Genomic DNA, 21182 nt, shown 5'->3' with positions numbered 1-21182 from the left:
TTGATCAACGCGCGATCCCTCGCCTCAAGTCCTGGCGAACTCTCGGCAGCTGACCTCTCCAGTTCCAAGATCCCCGACAGAGTCAAGCTCAGAGGCGGCCTGAGAGCCTGCGCGAGAGGGCCGGTGACCTGCGCAAGGCCCCGTGACCGAGCCCCCTGCCCGCGGTTGTTCCGCCGGCAGGGGGCTGCGGCCCGGATGGGGCGAGGTCTCACACGGTCAGGGGGACCGGGTGGATCTCGTCGGGCTTGGCGCCGCCTCCGCGTTCGTGGGCGCGCGCGACCGCCTCCGGCGTGGGGCCCTCGGTGAGGCAGTGGACGAGGCCGGCCTCCGGGTCTGCCCAGGCGTGCTCGATGTGCGCCCGCCCCTTTCCTCCTTCCCGGTCGCGGCAACCGCATCGTGTCCCTGCTGCAGCTGCTCTGCTCCTATGCCGGGCTTCCATGCCGGTCAGACCGACAACGGCACCGGATGAATCTCGTCCGCCTTGTGACCGGCGCGTTCGTGAATGCGCTGGACCGCGTCGGCCGAGGGGGCCTCGGAGAGGCAGTAGACGACGCCGGACTCCGGGTCCGCCCACGCCTTCTCGAAGTGGACGCGCTCTTCCTTCTCTATGGCGAGGTCCGCGTTGTGGGCTTCACGCAGTTGCTCGGCTGTGATGCCCTTCATGCTGTGGTGGACATCCATGAACTTGGCCATGGCCTCGCACCTCCTTCCGAGTGCGCTCGCCAGCTTTCCCCCTACACCTTCCATGCTGCGCCCGCACGACCCGCGGAGCGAGTGGGGTTCCCAGCGCACGGCAGAGGGCCCCGGCGTTGTACCGGGGCCCTCACTGCCGGACGAGATCGGCGGCGTCGTAGGTGTTCAGCCGCACTGGCACGGGTTGCCCGACTGGCACCCGCAGCCGCAGCCCGAGCCGCAGCCGCACGCCGCTACCAGGGTCAGGTTCCTGATCTCGGCGGGCTGCTCGGTCGGGTGTTCCCGGGTGGGGTCGGGTGTCGTGCCGGGGGTGGTGGGGGATTCGGCCATGGTCCCTCCTCAAGGCTGGTGCCTGTGCCCATTGGATGCCCATTCGGGTGGTCGCATCAACGGCGCACAGTGGCTTACGCGCGCCCTGGCCGGTCGGCTTCACGCCCCCGTCCAGTACGGCGCCACGCTCCCCGCCCGGTGCAGCGCCGGCGCCCCTCCGGAGGGCCGGAGCTACGCCCCCGGCTCCGCAGCTACGCCCCCTCGGCCCCCGCCACCGCCTGGATCTCCGGCTGGATCTCGTCCGCGTGCTCGCCGGTCACCAGGTACACCACCCGCTTGGCGACCGCCACCGCGTGGTCGGCGTACCGCTCGTAGTAGCGGCCGAGCAGGGTCACGTCGACGGCCGTCTCGATGCCGTGCTTCCAGCGGTCGTCCATCAGGTGCTGGAAGAGGGTGCGGTGCAGCAGGTCCATCGCGTCGTCGTCCTGCTCCAGCTGGAGGGCCAGGTCGACGTCCTTGGTGATGATCACCTCGGCCGCCTTGGCCATCAGGCGCTGGGCGAGCTGGCCCATCTCCAGGATGGTGGCGTGCAGGTCGCGCGGGACCGCGCGATCGGGGTAGCGCAGCCGGGCCAGCTTCGCCACGTGCTGGGCAAGGTCGCCGGAGCGCTCCAGGTCGGCCGACATGCGAAGGGACGTGACGACGATCCTGAGGTCCGTCGCCACCGGCTGCTGCCGGGCCAGCAGGGCTATCGCCCGGGCCTCCAGGTCGTGCTGGAGTTCGTCCACCTTCTGGTCGGCCTCGATCACGCTCTCGGCCAGCCTCAGGTCGGAGTCGAGGATGGCGGTTGTGGCGCGCCCGACCGCCGATCCGACCAGGCGGGCCATCTCCACCAGGCTGTCGCTGATCGAGTCAAGTTCCTCGTGGTACGCGTCCCGCATCAGGGTTCCCTCTCGTACGTGCTGGTCAGGGGTTCGTAACCGCCCTTGTTCAGGGGTTCGCACCCCCCACGCTCCCACGATCCGGCCCGTACGCGTCCGTTTCCGGCATCCCAAATGAACCATCACTGGCTCCAAGGTGAACTCTGGGCGACGAGTGTTCGAGGTCGCAGTCGGACCGCTGTGGGTAGCCCATATCCCATGCCTAACCTGGATGCATGGACGTGAACGCGGCGGTCGCCGCAGCGGCAGCGATCGCCGGAGTGCTCACCGGCGTCATCGCCATGCTGGCGTTCCGTTGGAGTGAAAGGGAGCAACAGCGCCCCACGCGCACCTCCCTGCACACGGACCCGGTGCTTCCGCCGGGCGTGGACACCGTCCTGTCCGTGCTCCGTTCCTCGGCCGTCGTTCTCGACGAGTCGGACGCCGTCGTCAAGGCCAGCTCTGCCGCGTACGCCCTCGGGCTCGTCCGCGGCGGCAAGCTCGCCGTCGAGCCCATGCTGCGGATGGCCCGGGACACGAGGAGAGACGGCGAGATACGCCAGGTCGAGCTGGACCTGCCGCGGCGCGGCAGCGGGCGCGGTGAGGCGCTTGCCGTCTCCGCGCGCGTCGCGCCGCTCGGGTCCCGGCTCGTGCTGCTGCTCGTCGAGGACCTCACCGAGGCCCGCCGTATCGAGGCCGTACGACGTGACTTCGTCGCGAACGTCAGCCACGAGCTGAAGACGCCCGTCGGCGCGCTCTCCCTCCTGTCCGAGGCCGTCATGGACGCCTCCGACGACCCGGAGGCGGTCGAGCGCTTCGCCGGCCGGATGCAGATCGAGGCCACGCGGCTGACCAGCCTGGTCCAGGAGCTGATCGACCTCTCCCGGGTGCAGAACGACGACCCCCTCGAGGACGCCGAGCCCGTCCGCGTCGACGAGCTCGTCGCTGAGGCCATCGACCGCTGCCGGCACCAGGCCGGCACCAAGCAGATCACCATGGCCGCCTCAGTAGAGGGGCCCGAAGGGCCTTCGAATGAGGGTGGTGGTGGGCGACGGGCGGGAACGGCCGACCTCAGCATCTGGGGCCACCGTGGCCAGCTCGCCGCCGCCCTCGGCAACCTCGTCGAGAACGCCGTCAACTACTCGCCCGCCCGCACCCGCGTCGGCATCGCCGCCCGCAGGGTGACCGCGACCGGCGGCGACCTGATCGAGATCGCCGTGACCGACCAGGGCATCGGCATCTCCGACAAGGACAAGGAGCGCATCTTCGAGCGCTTCTACCGCGTCGACCCGGCCCGCTCCCGGGCGACCGGCGGTACCGGCCTGGGCCTTGCGATCGTGAAGCACGTGGCCGCCTCGCACGGCGGGGAGGTCACGGTGTGGAGCGCCGAAGGCCAGGGCTCCACCTTCACCCTGCGGCTGCCGGAGGCGGGCGCTGCCCGCGACCGGGCACAGCAGGACTCCGCCCGAGAAGAACGCGCGGAAGGCGCGGGCCTCGACGAGGAGGCCGGGCGGTCCACCACATCCCCCGACACATCCGCGTACGCAACGCTTCCCGCCCCGGAGGTCCTTCCGTGACCCGAGTGCTCGTCGTCGAGGACGAGGAGTCCTTCTCCGACGCCCTGTCGTACATGCTCCGCAAGGAGGGCTTCGAGGTCGCCGTCGCGACCACCGGGCCCGACGGACTCGACGAGTTCGAGCGCAACGGCGCCGACCTCGTCCTCCTCGACCTGATGCTGCCCGGCCTGCCGGGCACCGAGGTGTGCCGCCAGCTGCGCGGCCGCTCCAACGTCCCCGTCATCATGGTGACCGCGAAGGACAGCGAGATCGACAAGGTCGTCGGGCTGGAAATAGGAGCCGACGACTACGTCACCAAGCCGTTCTCCTCCAGAGAACTGGTCGCCCGCATCCGCGCCGTCCTGCGCCGTCGCGGCGAGCCGGAGGAGGTCACCCCGGCCGCGCTGGAGGCCGGCCCGGTCCGCATGGACGTCGACCGGCACGTCGTCACCGTCTCCGGCTCCAAGATCGACCTCCCGCTCAAGGAGTTCGACCTGCTGGAGATGCTGCTGCGCAACGCCGGCCGCGTGCTGACCCGCATGCAGCTCATCGACCGCGTCTGGGGCGCCGACTACGTCGGTGACACCAAGACCCTCGACGTCCACGTCAAGCGCCTGCGCGCCAAGATCGAGCCGGACCCGGGCGCCCCGCGCTACCTGGTGACGGTCCGCGGCCTGGGCTACAAGTTCGAGCCGTAGGCCGGCCCCCACATAACAGCCTGCTTTGCGTCAGGAAGGGCGGGATCTCTCCGGAACACTCCGGGAGGCCCGCCCTTCCTGACGTAGGGACGTCCGAGCCGTACGACCGCTCAGTACCGGCCGCTCAGTGACCGGCGCCGCTCTCCGGCGTCGTAGGCGTCGTGCTCGCGGACGCCGCGTCGGTCGGGGTGGTCGGCGTCGCGCCGTTGCCCGCGTCACCGTTCCGGTTGTCCGCGCCTCCGGCACCCCCGGTCGGCGTCGGCGTCGGCGACCCGTTGCCGCCCGGCGCGGCCGGGACCTCGCTCGGGCCCCACGAGGAGAAGTAGCTCCTGGCCGGGACGACGAAGGCGCGCAGGCTCACCTCACCGGTCTTGCTGAAGGTGAACGTGACCCGCTGCGCGTTGCCGTCCTGCAGGGCCTCGCGGCTGCTGGCCAGCGTGGCGGAGGCGTTGTCCTTGCCGCCGAGGATCAGCGAGCCGCCGGCCGGGACGGTCAGGCTGCCGCCCTTGGCGGGGGCCAGCTTGGCGGTCCTGCCGGTGCCCGGCAGGGTGATGGACTCCAGCCTCTGGTCGCTGCGGCCGGTGTTGAACAGGGTGGCGGCGACCACGGCCGGGCCCGTCGACTCCCGGTCGGGCTGGGTGACGACGACCGCGTTCTGGATCTTGATGTCGCCTACGGCCGTCGCCGCGTGGTCCGGCTGGATCTCCAGGGTCTGGGCGTTGTTGCCGGCGCCGCACGCGGCGAGCGAGGCGATCGAGACTGCGATGACGGCGGCGGCGAGGGCGCCGCGTCGAAGGCTGCTGCTCACGGCGGCGGCAACTCCTTGACTTGAGCGAGGCGGCTGTAAAGCCGTCCTAAGTGTCTGTCAGCGGCCCTCAGGTTACCGAGCCGTTCCCGAGCAGCCGCACCCGACCCTCCCTGCGCGCCGCGAGTGCCGCGTTCGAGGATGCCCGAAGGCGGACATCGGGTGCCCGCCGCGCGCGGCCGGCACGCCTTCACGCGCACAAGTGACTCCCGAGTCACATTGGTCCGGCAACTATCCGGCATTCACATAAGCGCCCCGCGCATACATCCCCACGGCCGCGCAAAATTTCCGTGCAGGAATGCGCGGCCGCTTCGGGAATTGATCACCGGACGTTCGGCCCGGTCACGCCGTGATCAATTCCGGATTCGACCGGAACCCGGCTCGGGGTACCGAACGGAGTAGCGGAAGTCGATCACTTGGAACCGGACATATGGGGGTATTCGCCCAGGTGGGCGGGCCTCCGGAGGTGTGTGACGTCCGCGTTTCGACCGCCCCGAAGAACCGCTCCGACCTGCGAATACCCGCTTCCCCTCACCCCGCGAAGCACGTTCCTGTCGGAGTTGTCAAGCCCCGAGATGTGCCCTGACCTGCGAAAACGCCATTCAGAAGACGCCGTATCCGTGTTACCCTGGATAGCCACGGAAGGGGTACCTGTCACATGACGTTCAAGGTTGGCGACACCGTGGTCTATCCCCATCACGGGGCCGCGCTGATCGAGGCCATCGAAACTCGCCAGATCAAAGGCGTGGACAAGACCTACTTGGTGCTGAAGGTCGCCCAGGGTGACCTGACGGTGCGTGTGCCAGCGGACAATGCGGAGTTCGTCGGCGTACGTGATGTGGTCGGTCAGGACGGGCTGGACCGGGTCTTCGAGGTGCTGCGCGCGCCGTATGCCGAGGAGCCCACGAACTGGTCGCGTCGTTACAAGGCAAACCTGGAGAAGCTCGCCTCCGGCGATGTCATCAAGGTCGCGGAAGTCGTACGTGACCTGTGGCGTCGGGAGCGCGAGCGTGGACTCTCCGCCGGTGAGAAGCGCATGCTCGCCAAGGCCCGCCAGATTCTGGTGAGCGAGCTCGCGCTTGCGGAGAACACCAACGAGGACAAGGCCGAGGCCCTGCTCGACGAGGTGCTCGCCTCCTGACGCAGGCAGGCAGCAAGCCCGCTCACGCAGCTCCAGCACAGCGCTGTGTTGATTTGAAGAAGTGCCGCGGTGCCCGATGACGTAACTCTTGTCGCCGGGCGCTGCGGCATGTTCGCGTGACCACGCCGCGTGCGTACGCCTTCGGGGAGGTTCCCCCGATACTGATGTGCCGGGCCCGGGCAGCTGGCTCGACCAGTGTCACGGAAGGGTCCGGTCAAACCGTCGCGCCCGGCACGCTGTGGCCATACCCAAGTAGGCCAAGCACACAAACCTGGCAGGAACCGATGTCTGACGATTCGCGACCTTCGCCGTCCGCGGCGCGTACGGCCGCCGTGATCCCGGCCGCCGGCCGCGGTGTACGCCTCGGCCCGGGCGCCCCCAAGGCGCTCCGCGCGCTGGGCGGCACCCCCATGCTCATCCACGCGGTCCGCGCGATGGCCGCCTCCCGCGCCGTCTCCTTGGTCGTCGTCGTGGCGCCGCCCGACGGCGCGCCCGAGGTCAAGAGCCTGCTCGACGCGCACGCGCTGCCCGAGCGGACCGACTTCCTCGTCGTCCCGGGCGGCGAGACGCGCCAGGAGTCCGTGAAACTCGGCCTGGACGCGCTGCCGCCCCACTTCGACATCGTGCTCGTGCACGACGCCGCCCGCCCGCTCGTCCCCGTGGACACGGTCGACGCCGTGATCGAGGCCGTACGCGAGGGCGCGCCCGCCGTGGTGCCCGCGCTGCCGCTCGCGGACACGGTCAAGGAGGTCGACCCGGCCACGGCCCCGGGCGAGCCCGAGCCGGTCGTCGCCACGCCCGAGCGTGCCCGGCTGCGCGCCGTGCAGACCCCGCAGGGCTTCGACCGCGCCACGCTGGTCCGCGCCCACGCGACCGTGACCGACAACGTCACCGACGACGCGAGCATGGTCGAACAGCTCGGCCTGACGGTCGTCACCGTCCCCGGGCACGAGGAGGCCTTCAAGATCACGCGCCCGCTGGACCTGGTGCTGGCGGAGGCGGTCCTGGCGCGCAGGAGGCTCAACGATGGCTTCTGACGAGGTCCCGCTCCCCCAGGTCGGCATCGGCACCGACATCCACGCCTTCGAGGAGGGCCGCGAGCTGTGGTGCGCCGGCCTGAAGTGGGAGGGCGAGGGGCCGGGCCTCGCCGGGCACTCCGACGCGGACGTCGTCGCGCACGCCGCGTGCAACGCACTGTTCTCCGCCGCCGGGCTCGGGGACCTGGGCCAGCACTTCGGCACCGGCCGCCCCGAGTGGTCCGGCGCCTCCGGCGTCGCCCTGCTGACGGAGGCCGCGCGCATCGTCCGCGAGGCCGGCTTCCGGATCGGGAACATCGCCGTACAGGTCGTCGGCCCGAGACCGAAGATCGGCAAGCGCAGGGACGAGGCCCAGAAGATCCTGTCAGAGGCGGCGGGAGCGCCGGTGTCCGTATCAGGGGCGACCACAGACGGGCTAGGCTTCCCGGGCCGCGGGGAGGGCTTGATGGCGGTGGCAACGGCGTTGGTCGTGCGCGTGACGTGAGCGGTCCTGCTGAGGGCGAGGGGAGGAACTGCGAGCACCCCCACGACCCCGCGGCCGGCAAACCACGCGAGGGCCCACGCACCCCCCACGGCCCACTACCCTAGGTCTCGTGACTATTCGCCTGTACGACACCAGCGCCCGGCAGATCCGTGACTTCACCCCGCTCACGCCGGGTTGTGTCTCGATCTACCTGTGTGGCGCCACCGTGCAGGCCGCACCGCACATCGGGCACATCCGCTCGGGGCTGAACTTCGACATCATGCGCCGCTGGTTCACCCACCGCGGCTACGACGTCACGTTCGTCCGCAACGTCACCGACATCGACGACAAGATCATCACCAAGTCCGCCGAACAGGGCCGACCCTGGTGGGCCATCGGCTACGAGAACGAGCGTGCCTTCAGCGACGGCTACCGGGCCCTCGGCTGCCTGCCGCCGACGTACGAGCCGCGCGCCACCGGGCACGTGACGGAGATGGTCGAGATGATGCGCGGCCTCATCGAACGCGGGCATGCCTACGAAGCCGACGGCAGCGTCTACTTCGACGTCCGGTCCTGGCCCTCCTACCTGGAGCTGTCCAAGCAGGACCTGGACGAGATGCGGCAGCCCGCCGAGGAGGGCATCACCGGCAAGCGCGACCCGCGCGACTTCGCCATGTGGAAGGCGGCCAAGCCCGGCGAGCCCGACTGGGAGACGCCGTGGGGCCGCGGGCGTCCGGGGTGGCACCTGGAGTGCTCGGCCATGGCCCACAAGTACCTGGGCTCCGCGTTCGACATCCACGGCGGCGGACTCGACCTGGTCTTCCCGCACCACGAGAACGAGATCGCCCAGGCCAAGGCCTACGGCGACGACTTCGCGCAGTACTGGGTGCACAACGCCTGGGTCACCATGAGCGGCGAGAAGATGTCCAAGTCGCTCGGCAACTCGGTCCTGGTCTCCGAGATGGTCAAGCAGTGGCGGCCCATCGTGCTCCGGTACTACCTGGGCACCCCGCACTACCGCTCGACCATCGAGTACAGCGAGGACGCCCTGCACGAGGCCGAGTCCGCGTTCGCCCGCATCGAGGGCTTCGTGCAGCGCGTCGTCGAGCTGACCGGGGACGCCGTCGAACCGGCTGCCGAGATCCCGCCCGCCTTCGCCGAGGCGATGGACGACGACCTGGGCGTTCCGCAGGCGCTGGCCGTCGTGCACACCACGGTCCGGCAGGGCAACAGCGCGCTGGCCGCCGACGACAAGGAGGCCGCCGTCGCGCGCCTCGCCGAGGTCCGGGCCATGCTCGGCGTCCTCGGCCTGGACCCGCTCGACCCGCACTGGGCCGGCGAGTCCGACCGCGGCGAGGACCTGCACGGCGTCGTCGACAGCCTCGTACGCCTCGTCCTCGACCAGCGCGAGGCCGCCCGCGCCCGCAAGGACTGGCCCACCGCGGACGCCATCCGCGACCAGCTGGGCCAGGCCGGGCTCGTCATCGAGGACAGCCCACAGGGCCCGCGCTGGAGCCTCGGCCCGCACTGAACGGGCAGGCCGAGCCGGCAGGCCGCAAAGATCGACTGTGCCGCCCGGGCCTCCGGGCGGCACACTGCATAAACGTACGTACGACACGACACTTCACGGAGACGGGTAGCTCATGGCCGCGAACAACCGCCGCATGTCCGGCAAGAAGGGCGCGCAGGTCGGCAGCGGCGGCCAGCGACGCCGGGGCCTGGAGGGCAAGGGACCGACCCCGCCCGCAGAGATGCGCAAGGGCCACGCCAAGCAGCGCGCAGCCCAGGCCAAGGCCCGGCGCGCCCAGAGCCGCAGCAAGGGTCCCCGCGGCAAGGGCACATCCGAGCTGGTCGTCGGCCGCAATCCCGTCGTCGAGGCGCTGCGCGAGGGCGTGCCCGCCACCACGCTGTACGTCCAGCAGTTCATCGACAACGACGAGCGGGTGCGCGAGGCGCTCCAACTCGCCGCCGAGCGCGGCGGCATCAACCTCATGGAGGCCCCCCGCCCCGAGCTCGACCGGATGACCAACGGCCTCAACCACCAGGGGCTCGTCCTCCAGGTCCCGCCGTACGAGTACGCCCACCCGCAGGACCTCGCCGACGCCGCCCTCGACGACGGCGAGGACCCGCTGATCGTCGCCCTCGACGGGGTCACCGACCCGCGCAACCTCGGCGCCGTCGTCCGGTCCGTCGCCGCGTTCGGCGGACACGGCGTCGTCGTACCCGAGCGGCGGGCCGCCGGGATGACCGCCGGCGCGTGGAAGACCTCCGCCGGAACCGCCGCCCGCACGCCCGTCGCCCGCGCCACCAACCTCACGCGCGCCCTGGAGGCCTACAAGAAGGCCGGCGTCGTGGTCGTCGGGCTCGCCGCGGACGGGGACGTAGAACTCGGCGACCTGGACGCCCTGGAAGGGCCGGTCGTCGTCGTCGTCGGCAGTGAGGGCAAGGGGCTGTCCCGGCTCGTCGGGGAGACCTGCGACTTCCGGGTACGGATCCCCATGCCGGGCGGCGCCGAGTCCCTCAACGCCGGTGTCGCGGCGGGCATCGTGCTGTACGAGGCGGCCCGCAGGCGCGTCTGAACACCACCCCGCCCGGCCTGCACGGATGTTCGTACGCATCACCCGTACGGTGTATTCCGGGCGGGTCGGGCAAGCTTGACGGGGTCCGGACAGATCCAGCGGGTCAAAGCAGTGTCCTAAGCACATGTCACTCGGTTAGTTGCGTGTGGACACCAGAACACCCCGCACACCCACGGGGCGCCGCTCGTCGGGATTCGACGACGAGGCTCCCGCGCTGAGCATGGTGAAGGTGCCGAGCGATCCGGCGCAGGTCATCGTCAACCACGCGAGTTTCCGCGTGCAGTTGGGCACCTCGACGCGGCCCGCCCAGTCCCCGCGCATCGCACGGCACCTGAGCGCCACCGAGGACACCACCCGCATCCCCGTCGTCGGCCCGGCCGGCAGCGCCGCCGCGAGCGCCGGAGCCCGCCGCCGCCCGGTCGTCTGGAGCGGCAGGTCCGCCCCGGACGACACCGGCGCCCACCGGCTGCTCCAGGCCGTGCGCGGAGGCGTCCGCCACGCCGACGAGCAGTCCGCCGACGCCGGAGCCACCCAGGTCATTCCGCGCGTCGACGCGGACCCCGGCCACCCGGGCTACCCGGGTTACGACGACGACCTGACCGCCCAGACCCTCGAAACCCCCGTCGTCGGCGCCCAGCGCACCGCCGACTCCGGCGAGACCCGCCTGCTGCCCCCCATGCGCACCGCCGGCAGCGCCTACGACGAACCCGCCTACGGCACCGGCCACTTCGGCGACGCAGACGACCACGGCGACCCCGGCGACACCGGCGACCCCGGCGACACCGGCGCCCGGGACGACGGCACAGACGCCACAGACGGCACAGACGGTACAGACGGCACCGGACAGCACCGGCGGCACGGCGACGACCCGGCACGGCACGCCTACTACCCCGGCCGCCGCATGAACCTCGGCGTCGTGCTGCTCCCGCTGCGCGTCTTCCTCGGCTTCATCTCCATCTACGCCGGCATGGGCAAGCTGTGCGACCCCGTCTACTTCGACGGCGGCGAACGCGGCTCCATGGTCAGGTGGCTCAACACCCTGCACCCCTGGGAAGTCGCTGAGCCGCTGCGCCAGTTCGCCCTCGCCCACCCCGTCGGCTCCGGGCTCGTCATCGCCTTCCTGCAGGTCATCGTCGGTGTCCTGACGGTGCTGGGCTGCTGGCAGCGGGTCGCGGCCGTCGTGGGCGCCCTGCTGTCGGCCGCGCTCCTGGTCACCGTCAGCTGGAAGACCGTCCCCGCCTACGAGAGCACCGACATCATCCACCTCGCCGCCTGGTCCCCGCTGATCACCGCCGGCGCCCCCGTCTACTCCATCGACGGCCGCCTCGCCGGCAGCGCCTGGCGCCGTCTCGGACCGCGCGCCAACATCTGGGACCTGCGCCGCTACGTCCTGCGCCGCGGCACCCTCGTCACCGCCCTCGTCACCGGCCTCACCCTCCTGACCGGCTCGCTGCTCGGCGGCGCCGTCCGGGACTCCGACCACGTGGTCGTCCCCGGCCCCGGCGAGGCCCCGCGCAACGAACTGCCCGGCTCCCCGCTCCCGCAGGAACCCGGCCAGCGCGAGGGGCGCGCCCCGTCCGCCTCCACCTCACCCACCCAGGGCGCCACCGCCGGCACGTCCGGCCCCACCGCCGGCACCTCCGCCTCGCCGGGCGCGACCCGCGACACCGGCACCGCCCCCGGCGGCAACATGCCCAGCCAGACCCAGGGCTCCACCGCGGGCCAGGCCCCGCCCCAGCAGTCCTCGCCGGCCGACCAGGCCCCCGGCACCACCTCCGGCCCGACCTCCGGCGGCAGCACCAGCGGCGGCGCCCCGAGCGGCGGCGACGGCGACGGAGAGTCCTCCTCCGGCCAGCCGGGCCTGGTGGGCGGCCTGTTGGGGTAGTCGAGCCGGGGGCCGTACGACGCCCCCGTACGACGCCGAAGGGGTCCCGCGCAGAAGATGTGCGGGACCCCTTGTGACGTGCGGGGACCTTTTAGGACTACGGGGCTGTAGCGCCCCCAAAGGGGCGCGGGGCTGTATCGATGTGTGGCTCCGCCGCGTGGGCACGAGCAACCACACACAACCCGCAGCCGCGCTACGACCTCACTGCCCCCGAACCGCCGCCAACTCCTTCGCGGCCTCCCTCAGATCCTTCGCGGTATCGATGGCCCGCCAGTAAGACCCCTGAGGAATCGGAAACCCAGCCAGCCGCCGCTCACGGGCCAGCCCCGGAAACGTGGTCCGCTCATGATCCCCCCGCGCAGGCAGCATCCCGGCGAACTCGGGCGAGAACACATACACACCCGCGTTGATCTCGAACGTGGACGGCGGCGCCTCGATGAAGTCCGTGATGTGCCCGAACCCGTCGGTCTTCACGGCCCCCCACGGAATCCGCGGCCGCGCCAACGCGAGCGTCGCCACGGCATCCCGCTCAGCGTGGAAGTCGGCCATGTCCCGCAGCGAGAACCGCGTCCAGATGTCACCGTTCGTCGCGTACCAGGGCCGGTCGGGATGAGGAAGATGCGCGGCGGCGTACTTCAGACCGCCGCCGCGGCCGAGCGGCTCCGTCTCGACGACGGTGCTGACGGAGACGGGCAGATCCGCGGTCGCCAGCCACTTCTGCAGGACCTCGGCGAGATGGCCGCAGGAGACCACGACATCCGTGACGCCCTCCTCGGCGAGCCAGGTGAGCTGATGGCCGATGATCGGCGTGCCCGTGCCGGGAATCTCGACCATCGGCTTGGGCCGGTCGTCGGTGTACGGGCGCAGCCGGGAGCCCTGGCCCCCGGCCAGGACCACAGCTTGAACGGGGCGGGACGCGGCGCTCGGATCGGTCATGACCGAACTGTACGCGGCGCCCCGCCCCAGACCATGGACGACAGCCGGTCCTTGACCTGACGTCTACCGGCTTCCGAAGATCGGCCGCCCCCCTTCCGAAGCCGCGATCCCGGCGTCAGCCGTGCGCGGCGGCGACGCCGGTGGCGAAGGCGGTGTCGCAGACGGGACGCGCGTACGACTGCGCGCGCGTCGGCCCGTACACCCGGACCGCGGCGCGGCCGAGAGCGCGGGCGATGGAGACGCAGTGGCCGGCCAGCGACGGGCGGTCGTTGACGGCCTGCTGGAGGTGGGTGAGCGCGACGCCCGGGTTCTCCTCCTGGAGCTCGGTCAGCAGCTTGTCGCGCAGCACGTCCTGCGGGGCTCGGCGCACGCTTCGCGGCTTGGCATCGGACACGGAGGCGTCCGAGGCCGCGAGCACCGAGTGCGAGGAGTTCCCCGACCAGCTGACTCGGGTGACCGCGAGAGTCCCGGAGAGCACCAGGACGACGGGCAGGACGAGGGCGAGGGAGCGGCCGATCCGGCGGGCGGGGCCCCGGCCGCGTCGCGTCTGTTGGGTAGTGGAGTGCTTCACGCGTGTGAGGGTAGCGTTCAGTGCTGATTTGGAGACATTTAGTCACCGGTTCGGGGGATGAAGTGGTGCCGCGAACTGGGTAGAGGGTTGACGTACACGGATCGAAACGCCCCTTATGCCGGGGTATTTGTCGACAACGAGAAGGGCCTCGCAGCAGGCTGCGGGGCCCTCTTGGTCAACCTGGGTGAATTACCCGGGGTTGTGACTCCTTTTGCGCGTCGGCCGGCAGCCGTCAGTCGGAGAGACGCTCACCCGTGGAGGTCGAGAACACGTGGGCCTCGCCGGGGCGCGGCACGACGTGCAGCCGGCTGCCCTTGTCCGGCACGTCCCGGCCGCTGACCCGGACCACCAGGTCCTTGGAGTCGTCGCCGACCTTCGCGGTGCCGTAGACGTAGGCGTCGGCGCCCAGCTCCTCGACGACGTTCACGGTGACGGCGAGGCCCTGCTCGGAGTCCGAACCTGCCACCTCGAAGTGCTCGGGGCGGACACCGACGGTGACCGTCTTGTCGGTGGTGGCGGACAGCGCGTCGCGGTCGACCGGCACGACCGAGTTGCCGAACTTCACACCGCCGTCGGTGATCGGCACCTCGACCAGGTTCATCGCCGGGGAGCCGATGGAGCCGGCCACGAAGAGGTTGGCGGGCTTGTCGTACATGGCGCGCGGGGTGTCGATCTGCTGGAGCAGACCGTCCTTGAGGACGGCCACGCGGTCGCCCATCGTCATGGCCTCGACCTGGTCGTGGGTGACGTAGACGGTGGTGATGCCCAGGCGGCGCTGCAGCGACGCGATCTGCGTACGCGTCGACACACGGAGCTTGGCGTCCAGGTTGGACAGCGGCTCGTCCATGAGGAACACCTGCGGCTCACGCACGATCGCGCGACCCATCGCCACACGCTGACGCTGACCACCGGAGAGCGCCTTCGGTTTGCGGTCCAGGTACTCGGTCAGGTCGAGGATCTTCGCCGCCTCCTCGACCTTCTGCCGGATCTCCGCCTTGTTCACGCCGGCGATCTTGAGCGCGAAGCCCATGTTGTCGGCGACCGACATGTGCGGGTACAGCGCGTAGTTCTGGAACACCATGGCGATGTCCCGGTCCTTCGGCGGCAGGTGCGTGACGTCACGCTCGCCGATGCGGATGGCGCCGGAGTTCACGTCCTCCAGGCCCGCGAGCATCCGGAGGGAGGTGGACTTACCGCAGCCGGACGGGCCGACCAGAACGAGGAACTCCCCGTCCTCGATCTCGATGTCCAGCGCGTCTACGGCGGGCTTCTCGGAACCCGGGTAGATCCGGGTCGCCTTGTCGAACGAGACAGTGGCCATGGTGAATGGGCCCCCTTCTACCGGCAGGAACGTGCCGGACGATCCGTTGTAGGAAGGTGGTCGCCACGACGGGGAATTCCGTGTGGTTCTGTTGTGGTGTAGTCCACGCAGTGAACTGGGTCAGGACGGTACCTGGCGTTCACGTGTTCTGTCAGTACCTCCGGGCCTGTGAACTTCGCGGAAATTCTCGACGGACGAAGATCCAGCCGACGGGCCGAACGACGAAGCCCCGTCGCCGTAACGCCGCGCCAGCACCGACACCGCCTCGGCGACAGCCCTGCGCAGCTCGGGCGGGCCCAGCACCTCCGCCTCCGTGCCCAGCCGCAGCAGGTCGGTCACCGCGACGGCCTCCGCCTCCACCGGCATCTCCACCTCCACCCACCCCTCCCCGTCCGGCGGCCCGGCGCTCTCCAGAGCCCGCACGCCCGCCGTACCGAACTGCATCGGCAGCAGCCGTCGTGCCCGCGGCGAAATCCGCAGCCGGGCCGTTCCCCGGTACATCGAGGCCTCCAGCCGCCGCGCGGACTCCGCCCAGGACGCGGCCAGGTCGAACCCGGCCGGACGCTCGAAGGCCTCCCCCGTCTCCACCACCGTCACGAACCGCGCCACGCGATACGTCCGTACCGTCTCCTCGGCCAGCGCCACCAGGTACCAGATGCCCCCCTTGAGGACGAGCCCCAGCGGACACAGCTCCCGGTGCACCTCGCCGCGCCAGCGCCGGTAGTGCGCCCGCAGCACCCGCTGCTCCCACACCGCCCGCGCGATCGCCGCCAGAAGCGGCACCCGGTCGGCGTCCCGGAACCACGCCGGCGCGTCCAGATGAAACCGCTCCTGCACCCGCCGGGCCTGCTCGCCGAGCCCGGCCGGAAGAGCCGCATGCACCTTCAGCTGGGCGCTGGCCAGCACCGCACCCAGCCCCAGCTCCCGCGCCGGTCCCGGCACCCCGGCCAGGAACAACGAACCAGCCTCGGCATCGGTGAGCCCGGTCAGCCGCGTGCGGTACCCGTCCATCAACCGATACCCACCGGCCGGCCCCCGATCGGCACAGACCGGAACACCCGCCGCACCCAGCGCCTCGATGTCCCGGTACACCGTCCGCACCGACACCTCCAGCTCCGCGGCCAGCTCGGGCGCCGTCATCCGCCCACGGTTCTGGAGCAGCAGAAGCAAGGAGAGAAGCCGGTCGGCACGCATGGCGCATATTGTCCCGCCCTACCTGACAGGAGATGTCAGGTACGGCGCCGATGCTGCACCCATGCCTACGAACACGCAGACCACCGGCCACTTCACCTTCGCCGACTGGAAGGAGCACCCGATCGGCCCGGCCGACACCAGCCCCCGCCTGGCCCACGCCTCCGTCACCAACACCTTCACCGGCGGCATCGAGGCCGCCGACACCCGCTGCGAGTACTCGATCGTCTACGTTACGGAAAAGACCGGCACCTTCACCGGCATGGAGCTGATCCACGGCCGGCTCGACGGCCGCGAGGGCACCTTCGCCGTCGAGGAACGCGGCCATTTCGACGCCGACGGCACCGTCCACTGCACGTTCGAGGTCGTCCCCGGCTCGGGCTCCGGGGAGCTGACGGGGCTGCGGGGGAGCGGCAGCTTCATCGCCCGGCACGGGGAGCCTTCCGTGGCGTACAGCTTCGAGTACGAAGTGGAGTGAGAAGCCAGAAAACCACCTCGCCTCGTTCAAACTCGCTTTCCGCCGCCTGTACAGTGGAGCAGCCCTCGCGCACTGTGATGTTGTGCGCGTTGCCCCCTTAGCTCAGCTGGCCCAGAGCAACGCACTTGTAATGCGTAGGTCGTCGGTTCGAGTCCGACAGGGGGCTCAATGCCCAGGTCAGAGCCGCTCCGGCCTGGGCATTCTTATGTCTCAGCCGAGCGTGCGACCGCGAAGACACGCCCCGATCTCCAACTGCACCCCCTCCAGCGGCCGCCCGTCCTCGATCTCCCACAAACAGTTCTGGAGGACGCGGCCCAGGCTCCACGCCCGCGCCCGCTCCCGGTCCAGCCCCAGGACGTCGGTCATCGCGTCGAAGCGCCAGCGGGTGTCGGTGGGGTCGTAGCGGTTGTGGAGGGCGGGGAGGAGGTCGAAGCCGGGGTCTCCGGCGAGGGGTTTGGGGTCGATGGCGAGCCAGGGGGCGCGGTCGGAGGCGAGGACGTTGTCGTAGTGGAGGTCCCAGTGCAGGAGGCGGTCGCCGGGGTCGGGGACGACCTCGCGTACGGCGGCGGCGCAGTCGGTGAGGAGGCGGCGGGCCTTGGGGTCGGGGACCCGGGGCAGGGCCTGGGGGGTGTCGTCGAGCATGGCGTGGGCGATGTCGGCGAGGCGGCGCATGCCCTTGGGGGCGGGGAACGCGGTGAGGTGGGCGAGGAGTGCGGCGATGGTTTCGACGGCGTCGTGGACGTCGGGCACGTGGCTGAGCATGCGGGTGGGGTCGAGGCGTTCGAGCAGCATGGTGCCGGTGGGTACGTCGTGGTCGAGGAGGCGTACGGCGCCGTCGCCGTTCCAGATGCGCAGGGCGGTCGGTTCGCCTTCGCTTTCCTCGTCGGGGAGTTGGAGTTTGAGAGCGGCGGGGGTGCTGTCGGCGTGGCGTACGACGGGGAGGACCAGTGCGGCCACGCCGTGCATGGGCGGGCCGTCGAGGCGGAGGTTCCAGCGGTTGAGGAACTCGGCTGCCGTGTCGGGTAGCCGGGCGATGAAGGCGCGTCCCGTGGCGCCGTTGTATTTCTCCTGTGTCGCCGCCAGCTCCGGTGGGATGTCCATCGTCACGGTTCGGACCCTAGCGGTGGGCGGGAGCAGGGGCAGATGAATTGGCCGGGGGCGGTCAGGCGTTGATGTCACCGGCCATGAGCAGCTCGACCAGCAGTGTCGTCAACGGCGGTGTGTCCTTCTGGTTGCGGAAGGGCGGGGTGCTCGAAGTGGCCACTAGTGCGGCGCAGTTGGCTGCCGAGGCGCGGTTCATCGCCGTGTGATCGCGGGCGGCACCCCGGTGATCGTCGCCGGGGTGCCGCCCAGCGGCCCGATGCTCAGGTCGCCCGGCTGACTCAGGTGACCGTCTCCGGTACCGGTGTCTCGGCCGGGGTGCCGTGTTTCGGGGCCTTGGCGGTGACCATCAGGCCTGCGACCAGGCCGGCCAGGAGCATGAAGCCGGCCGCCCACCAGATGGCTACGGTGTAGCCGTGGACGACGCCTTCGCGGGTGATCAGGGCCCGCTGGGCGGGGTCGTGGAGGTGGGCGGTGATGTAGGCGGCGCCGCTGGTGGTGGCGATGGTGTTGAGCAGGGCCGTGCCGATGGAACCGCCCACCTGCTGTGAGGTGTTGACGGTCGCGGAGGTCACGCCCGAGTCGTGCGGGGCGACGCCGGCGGTGGCGGTGGCGAACACCGGCATGAAGGTCAGGCCCATGCCGAGGCCCATCAGGATCAGCGCGGGCAGGATGTCGGTGACGTAGGTGGAGTGCACCGTCATCCGGGTCAGCAGCATCATGCCGCTCGCCGCCAGGAGCATGCCGGGGACCATCAGCATGCGCGGCGGCACGCGCCCGAGCAGCCGGGCGGAGATCTGGGTGGAGCCGGTGATGATCGCGGCGGTCAGCGGGAGGAAGGCCAGGCCGGCCTTCACCGGCGAGTACTCCAGGACGACCTGGAGGTAGTAGGTCATGAACAGGAACAGGCCGAACATGCCGATGACGGCGAGCGCCATGGTGAGGAAGCAGCCGGCGCGGTCGCGGTCCCGGATGATGTGCAGCGGCAGCAGGGGCTTGGGCGCCCGTTTCTGCCACCACACGAATGCGGCGAGGAGGACGACGCTCAGCGCGAACATCGTCAGCACCAGCGTGTCGCTCCAGCCGCGCGACTCGGCCTCGCTGAAGCCGTAGACGAGCGTGACGAGGCCGCCGCAGCCGAGGACCACGCCGGGCACGTCGAGGCGGGCGCCGGGCCGGCCGGGGCGGTCGTGCAGGAGGGCGAGGGCGCCGATGACGGCGACGATCGCGATGGGCACGTTGACGTACAGGCACCAGCGCCAGTTCAGGTACTCGGTGAGTACGCCGCCGACGATGAAGCCGATCGCCGCGCCGCTGCCGGCCAGGGCGCCGTAGATGCCGAAGGCCTTGCCGCGCTCCCTGGGGTCCGTGAACGTCGTGGTCAGCAGGCTGAGCGCGGACGGGGCGAGGAGGGCGGCGAACACGCCCTGCAGGGCGCGGGCGCCGAACAGCATCCCGGACGTGGTTGCGGCGCCGCCGAGTGCGGAGGCGGCCGCGAAGCCGACGAGCCCGATGACGAAGGTCCGCTTGCGGCCCACCAGGTCGGCGATCCGGCCGCCGAGCAGGAGCAGGCCGCCGAAGGCCAGGGTGTAGGCGGTGATGACCCACTGGCGGTTGCCGTCGGAGATGTCCAGCGCGCGCTGCGCGGAGGGCAGTGCGATGTTCACGATCGTCGCGTCGAGGACGACCATCAGCTGGGCGAGGGCGATGACGACCAGGCCCCACCAGCGGCGGGGGCCGGTGTCCGCGGGAGGGGCCGCGTGAGGGCCGTTCGGAGGGCTGGATTCACCTTTCCGGGTGACACTCATCTGGCCAGAAGACCACGAATCGGGGCGTATCGCATCCCTGTTTCTCCTGCGCCTGGTCATGGCTCCAATACCACGTTCCCGGTCGTCCCGCGCGTCTGAAGGGCGCGGTGCGCGGCGGCCGCCTCGGCGAGCGGGAAGCACTGCACGGCCGGGGTGAGCCGGCCGGCGGCGGCCTCGGTGAGGGCGCGCAGCTCCAGGGTGCGGACGGGGTTGGGGCCGCCGGCCCGCTGCAGCATCACGGGACCGAGGACCTGCTGGGAGACGCCGTCGACGAGGTAGGGCTCGCCGTCGTGCAGGCCCTTGCCGGACCAGCCGAAGACGATGTGCCTGCCGCCCGGTGCGAGGAGGCCGACGGCCGTGCGGGCCGCGTCGCCGCCCACGCCGTCGTAGACGATCGTGACCTTGCCCTGGTGGCCGGCGACCTGCTCGGACCAGCCGGGGTCGGTGTAGTCGACGGCGAGGTCGACGCCGTTCGCCAGGACGCGGGCGGTCTTCTCCGGGCCGCCCGCGAGGCCGATGACGGTGGCTCCGGCGTTCTTGGCGTACTGCACCAACAGGCGTGCCGATGCCGCCCGCCGCTGCCGGGCCGAGACTCGACGACACCGGCGACCTCGCGGCCCGGGATGGGGGGCAGGACGGTCGGCTCGGGCGCCGGGCCCTGCATACCCTCGCGCAGCGCGGTGTCCAGGAGGTGGGCGCCCGCCGCCCGCACGGCGACACGGACCTGGCCCGGACCCGGCCGCGGGTCCTTCACCTGCTCGTGGGTCAGGTTCTCGGCCGGTCCGAAGGCGTGCAGGCGGATGGCGTACATGGCGGGGTCCCCCAGCGGTGACATGTGGCTTGGTGCCGCTCGGAGGGCCAGTCCACGACCTCAAGCATGCTTGAGGTCAAGGGTGGCCCGGCCCAGCGCCAGCGACACGGCGGTCAGCGCGCTGTTGAAGGAGACCTCCGACAGCACGCCGGGGGCGGCGACCTGGTCGCCGGCGAGACAGACGCCGTCGCCGCGGTCGACGGCCGGGCGGTCGCGCCAGCTGGTGCCGGGCAGGTCGACGGCGCCGGTACGGCCGTTCGCGACGGCCTCGCGCCGCCACGTCACGCGCGGGCGCCAGCCGTCGTAGCCGACGTCGAGGAGCTGCTCGGCGCTCGATGACACTGGCCCAGCCGCCGCGCGGATACTGCGCCTCGGGTGGCAGCTTGGCCGATCGGCGCAGCCGCTCCTGCACGAACGCCGCGGACAGCGAACCGGGGTCGTGGTGGAACAGCGCGACGGCCGAGTAGTGCGCGGCCGCGCGGGCGCCCTCCTCGCCCGCGACGCCCGTGGCCCAGGTCAGGAAGTCGGCGTCGACGGGCGCGGGCGGCACGCCGCGCCGCAGCAGCTGCAGCATCGCGAAGGGCGGGGTGCGGCGCAGCTCGCCGCGGTGGCGCAGCCGCAGCCGCGCCGCCTCCAGGGGCGGGATCGGGGCCAGCGGCCCGATGAGGTCGCGCTGCTTGAGCCAGGTCCAGTGCGGGCCGCCGCGGTAGAGGGCGTGCGGTCCGTCGTTCGTCGGTACGGGCCCTCGGCGGTCCGTGCCCGCCCGCCCAGGGTGTGGTGGGCCTCGTACACGGTGACCTTGGCGCCCGCCTCGGCGGCCGTGATGGCCGCGGTCAGTCCGGCGAAGCCGCCGCCGATGACGGTGATGCGGTGCATGGCTGGGTTCCCCCTCGGGTCGTGGTCTGCGGCTCGGTCGCC

Annotated in this window: 21 protein-coding genes, 1 tRNA gene and 2 pseudogenes; 11 read left to right on the top strand and 13 right to left on the bottom strand. The window is 71.2% G+C overall.

Annotated elements, in window-relative coordinates; genetic code table 11:
- Window positions 1-208: 208 nt before the first annotated feature.
- The 4 genes from H8R17_RS30240 to phoU form a co-directional block, all read right to left on the bottom strand.
- On the bottom strand, window positions 209-439 hold the full coding sequence (locus H8R17_RS30240) for a nickel-binding protein (protein ID WP_187826405.1): 231 nt from the start codon (window positions 437-439) through the stop codon (window positions 209-211).
- A gap of 5 nt (window positions 440-444) precedes the next feature.
- Window positions 445-693 carry an SCO4226 family nickel-binding protein gene (locus tag H8R17_RS30235; protein WP_187826404.1) on the bottom strand — a complete coding sequence of 83 codons (249 nt, stop codon included), beginning with the start codon at window positions 691-693 and terminating at the stop codon, window positions 445-447.
- Window positions 694-858: 165 nt separating this feature from the next.
- Window positions 859-1023, bottom strand: a complete 165-nt coding sequence (locus H8R17_RS30230; protein ID WP_187826403.1) for a hypothetical protein — start codon at window positions 1021-1023, stop codon at window positions 859-861.
- Between the two features lie 191 nt (window positions 1024-1214).
- Window positions 1215-1904, bottom strand: a complete 690-nt coding sequence (phoU, locus tag H8R17_RS30225) for a phosphate signaling complex protein PhoU (RefSeq protein ID WP_187826402.1) — start codon at window positions 1902-1904, stop codon at window positions 1215-1217.
- A gap of 215 nt (window positions 1905-2119) precedes the next feature.
- Here phoU and H8R17_RS30220 point away from each other — a divergent pair, with 215 nt between their 5' ends.
- Window positions 2120-3460 carry a cell wall metabolism sensor histidine kinase WalK gene (locus H8R17_RS30220; RefSeq protein ID WP_187826401.1) on the top strand — a complete coding sequence of 447 codons (1341 nt, stop codon included), beginning with the start codon at window positions 2120-2122 and terminating at the stop codon, window positions 3458-3460.
- Window positions 3457-4137 (top strand): response regulator, encoded by a 681-nt coding sequence (locus H8R17_RS30215; RefSeq protein WP_187826400.1) that lies wholly within the window; start codon window positions 3457-3459, stop codon window positions 4135-4137. The genes H8R17_RS30220 and H8R17_RS30215 overlap by 4 nt, the downstream gene beginning before the upstream one ends.
- 124 nt (window positions 4138-4261) lie before the next feature.
- On the opposite strand, the gene H8R17_RS30210 is transcribed toward H8R17_RS30215, so the two are convergent.
- The gene (locus H8R17_RS30210; RefSeq protein ID WP_187826399.1) at window positions 4262-4945 is read right to left on the bottom strand and encodes a DUF461 domain-containing protein; all 684 of its coding nucleotides are present in this window, start codon (window positions 4943-4945) and stop codon (window positions 4262-4264) included.
- 655 nt (window positions 4946-5600) lie between these two features.
- On the opposite strand from H8R17_RS30210, the gene H8R17_RS30205 reads away from it, so the two are divergent.
- The 6 genes from H8R17_RS30205 to H8R17_RS30180 all read left to right on the top strand — a co-directional run bounded on the left by H8R17_RS30205 (window position 5601) and on the right by H8R17_RS30180 (window position 12047).
- The gene (locus H8R17_RS30205) at window positions 5601-6083 is read left to right on the top strand and encodes a CarD family transcriptional regulator (protein WP_003953493.1); all 483 of its coding nucleotides are present in this window, start codon (window positions 5601-5603) and stop codon (window positions 6081-6083) included.
- A 284-nt stretch (window positions 6084-6367) separates the two neighbouring features.
- Complete coding sequence (gene ispD / locus H8R17_RS30200; protein WP_187826398.1) at window positions 6368-7120, top strand: 2-C-methyl-D-erythritol 4-phosphate cytidylyltransferase; 753 nt, start codon at window positions 6368-6370, stop codon at window positions 7118-7120.
- The gene (gene ispF / locus H8R17_RS30195; protein ID WP_187826397.1) at window positions 7110-7604 is read left to right on the top strand and encodes a 2-C-methyl-D-erythritol 2,4-cyclodiphosphate synthase; all 495 of its coding nucleotides are present in this window, start codon (window positions 7110-7112) and stop codon (window positions 7602-7604) included. Before ispD ends, ispF begins: the two co-directional genes overlap by 11 nt.
- Before the next feature lie 109 nt (window positions 7605-7713).
- Window positions 7714-9114: a cysteine--tRNA ligase gene (gene cysS / locus H8R17_RS30190; protein WP_187826396.1), complete on the top strand. Its 1401-nt coding sequence runs from the start codon at window positions 7714-7716 to the stop codon at window positions 9112-9114.
- Window positions 9115-9226: 112 nt separating this feature from the next.
- A complete protein-coding gene (gene rlmB / locus H8R17_RS30185; RefSeq protein WP_187826395.1) occupies window positions 9227-10162 on the top strand; it encodes a 23S rRNA (guanosine(2251)-2'-O)-methyltransferase RlmB in 936 nt (311 codons plus the stop codon).
- 145 nt (window positions 10163-10307) lie between these two features.
- Window positions 10308-12047 carry a DoxX family membrane protein gene (locus H8R17_RS30180; RefSeq protein ID WP_316959567.1) on the top strand — a complete coding sequence of 580 codons (1740 nt, stop codon included), beginning with the start codon at window positions 10308-10310 and terminating at the stop codon, window positions 12045-12047.
- 201 nt (window positions 12048-12248) lie between these two features.
- On the opposite strand, the gene H8R17_RS30175 is transcribed toward H8R17_RS30180, so the two are convergent.
- The 4 genes from H8R17_RS30175 to H8R17_RS30160 form a co-directional block, all read right to left on the bottom strand.
- Window positions 12249-12983 (bottom strand): nucleotidyltransferase family protein, encoded by a 735-nt coding sequence (locus H8R17_RS30175; protein ID WP_187826394.1) that lies wholly within the window; start codon window positions 12981-12983, stop codon window positions 12249-12251.
- A gap of 115 nt (window positions 12984-13098) precedes the next feature.
- The gene (locus H8R17_RS30170) at window positions 13099-13554 is read right to left on the bottom strand and encodes a hypothetical protein (RefSeq protein WP_187826393.1); all 456 of its coding nucleotides are present in this window, start codon (window positions 13552-13554) and stop codon (window positions 13099-13101) included.
- A gap of 232 nt (window positions 13555-13786) precedes the next feature.
- Window positions 13787-14875: an ABC transporter ATP-binding protein gene (locus tag H8R17_RS30165; protein ID WP_187826392.1), complete on the bottom strand. Its 1089-nt coding sequence runs from the start codon at window positions 14873-14875 to the stop codon at window positions 13787-13789.
- 120 nt (window positions 14876-14995) lie between these two features.
- A complete protein-coding gene (locus H8R17_RS30160) occupies window positions 14996-16069 on the bottom strand; it encodes a YafY family protein (RefSeq protein ID WP_187826391.1) in 1074 nt (357 codons plus the stop codon).
- Window positions 16070-16130: 61 nt separating this feature from the next.
- On the opposite strand from H8R17_RS30160, the gene H8R17_RS30155 reads away from it, so the two are divergent.
- The gene (locus H8R17_RS30155) at window positions 16131-16544 is read left to right on the top strand and encodes a DUF3224 domain-containing protein (protein WP_187826390.1); all 414 of its coding nucleotides are present in this window, start codon (window positions 16131-16133) and stop codon (window positions 16542-16544) included.
- A gap of 91 nt (window positions 16545-16635) precedes the next feature.
- A tRNA-Thr gene (locus H8R17_RS30150) sits at window positions 16636-16710 on the top strand.
- 44 nt (window positions 16711-16754) lie between these two features.
- On the opposite strand, the gene H8R17_RS30145 is transcribed toward H8R17_RS30150, so the two are convergent.
- Window positions 16755-17645: an aminoglycoside phosphotransferase family protein gene (locus H8R17_RS30145; protein ID WP_187826409.1), complete on the bottom strand. Its 891-nt coding sequence runs from the start codon at window positions 17643-17645 to the stop codon at window positions 16755-16757.
- A gap of 83 nt (window positions 17646-17728) precedes the next feature.
- Between H8R17_RS30145 and H8R17_RS47535 the strand changes: the two genes are divergently transcribed.
- Complete coding sequence (locus H8R17_RS47535; RefSeq protein WP_262505619.1) at window positions 17729-17854, top strand: hypothetical protein; 126 nt, start codon at window positions 17729-17731, stop codon at window positions 17852-17854.
- 72 nt (window positions 17855-17926) lie between these two features.
- Here H8R17_RS47535 and H8R17_RS30140 read toward each other — a convergent pair whose 3' ends face one another.
- The 3 genes and pseudogenes from H8R17_RS30140 to H8R17_RS30130 all read right to left on the bottom strand — a co-directional run bounded on the left by H8R17_RS30140 (window position 17927) and on the right by H8R17_RS30130 (window position 21140).
- Window positions 17927-19453: an MFS transporter gene (locus H8R17_RS30140; protein ID WP_187826389.1), complete on the bottom strand. Its 1527-nt coding sequence runs from the start codon at window positions 19451-19453 to the stop codon at window positions 17927-17929.
- A 56-nt stretch (window positions 19454-19509) separates the two neighbouring features.
- Window positions 19510-20264: pseudogene (locus H8R17_RS30135) on the bottom strand (zinc-binding dehydrogenase).
- A gap of 60 nt (window positions 20265-20324) precedes the next feature.
- Window positions 20325-21140, bottom strand: a pseudogene (locus H8R17_RS30130) (NAD(P)-binding protein).
- Between the last annotated feature and the right edge of the window lie 42 nt (window positions 21141-21182).

The sequence above is a fragment of the Streptomyces sp. TRM68367 genome (assembly GCF_014495685.1).
Classification (GTDB): Bacteria; Actinomycetota; Actinomycetes; order Streptomycetales; family Streptomycetaceae; genus Streptomyces.
The sequence above is the reverse complement of the archived record's forward strand: the minus strand, read 5'-3'. Positions and strand labels throughout refer to the sequence as shown.

Excerpts from the sequence above, each read along its gene's own strand:
- H8R17_RS30240 (WP_187826405.1), bottom strand. The coding sequence starts at position 439 with ATGGAAGCCCGGCATAGGAGCAGAGCAGCTGCAGCAGGGACACGATGC.
- H8R17_RS30235 (WP_187826404.1), bottom strand. The coding sequence starts at position 693 with ATGGCCAAGTTCATGGATGTCCACCACAGCATGAAGGGCATCACAGCC.
- H8R17_RS30230 (WP_187826403.1), bottom strand. The coding sequence starts at position 1,023 with ATGGCCGAATCCCCCACCACCCCCGGCACGACACCCGACCCCACCCGG.
- phoU (WP_187826402.1), bottom strand. The coding sequence starts at position 1,904 with ATGCGGGACGCGTACCACGAGGAACTTGACTCGATCAGCGACAGCCTG.
- H8R17_RS30220 (WP_187826401.1), top strand. The coding sequence starts at position 2,120 with ATGGACGTGAACGCGGCGGTCGCCGCAGCGGCAGCGATCGCCGGAGTG.
- H8R17_RS30205 (WP_003953493.1), top strand. The coding sequence starts at position 5,601 with ATGACGTTCAAGGTTGGCGACACCGTGGTCTATCCCCATCACGGGGCC.
- ispD (WP_187826398.1), top strand. The coding sequence starts at position 6,368 with ATGTCTGACGATTCGCGACCTTCGCCGTCCGCGGCGCGTACGGCCGCC.
- ispF (WP_187826397.1), top strand. The coding sequence starts at position 7,110 with ATGGCTTCTGACGAGGTCCCGCTCCCCCAGGTCGGCATCGGCACCGAC.
- rlmB (WP_187826395.1), top strand. The coding sequence starts at position 9,227 with ATGGCCGCGAACAACCGCCGCATGTCCGGCAAGAAGGGCGCGCAGGTC.
- H8R17_RS30175 (WP_187826394.1), bottom strand. The coding sequence starts at position 12,983 with ATGACCGATCCGAGCGCCGCGTCCCGCCCCGTTCAAGCTGTGGTCCTG.
- H8R17_RS30165 (WP_187826392.1), bottom strand. The coding sequence starts at position 14,875 with ATGGCCACTGTCTCGTTCGACAAGGCGACCCGGATCTACCCGGGTTCC.
- H8R17_RS30160 (WP_187826391.1), bottom strand. The coding sequence starts at position 16,069 with ATGCGTGCCGACCGGCTTCTCTCCTTGCTTCTGCTGCTCCAGAACCGT.
- H8R17_RS30155 (WP_187826390.1), top strand. The coding sequence starts at position 16,131 with ATGCCTACGAACACGCAGACCACCGGCCACTTCACCTTCGCCGACTGG.
- H8R17_RS30145 (WP_187826409.1), bottom strand. The coding sequence starts at position 17,645 with ATGGACATCCCACCGGAGCTGGCGGCGACACAGGAGAAATACAACGGC.
- H8R17_RS47535 (WP_262505619.1), top strand. The coding sequence starts at position 17,729 with ATGAGCAGCTCGACCAGCAGTGTCGTCAACGGCGGTGTGTCCTTCTGG.
- H8R17_RS30140 (WP_187826389.1), bottom strand. The coding sequence starts at position 19,453 with ATGAGTGTCACCCGGAAAGGTGAATCCAGCCCTCCGAACGGCCCTCAC.